Origin of the sequence: Bradyrhizobium uaiense (genome assembly GCF_010811875.1) — a bacterium.
GTDB classification, from domain to species: Bacteria; Pseudomonadota; Alphaproteobacteria; order Rhizobiales; family Xanthobacteraceae; genus Bradyrhizobium; species Bradyrhizobium uaiense.
The window spans coordinates 1-232 of record NZ_VKHP01001139.1 but is presented as its reverse complement, the minus strand read 5'-3'; the positions used below and the strand labels follow the sequence as shown (position 1 = coordinate 232).

Below are 232 nucleotides of genomic sequence, written 5' to 3'. Positions count from 1 at the left end.
AGCGGATGGCGCCGTTGATCATAGGGCGCCCGGATCAGAAGGGCTCGACCGGGCGCGACAACCGAATGTTCGTTGAAGGAGTGCTGTGGATCGTGCGTACGGGGTCTCCCTGGCGCGATCTCCCGGAGGTCTTCGGCGATTGGAACAGCGTGTTCCGGCGCTTCAGCCGATGGAGCATCAAGGGTGTTTGGTGGCGGATCTTCGAGGCGATGTCCGATGATCCGGACTTCGA

The 232-nt window shown here is 62.1% G+C and carries 1 protein-coding gene; it reads left to right on the top strand.

Translation table 11 applies throughout. The features are described 5' to 3' along the window. Window positions 1-232 (top strand): transposase (locus FNJ47_RS49100; protein WP_163163868.1); only part of this gene is annotated, 232 nt, incomplete at both ends.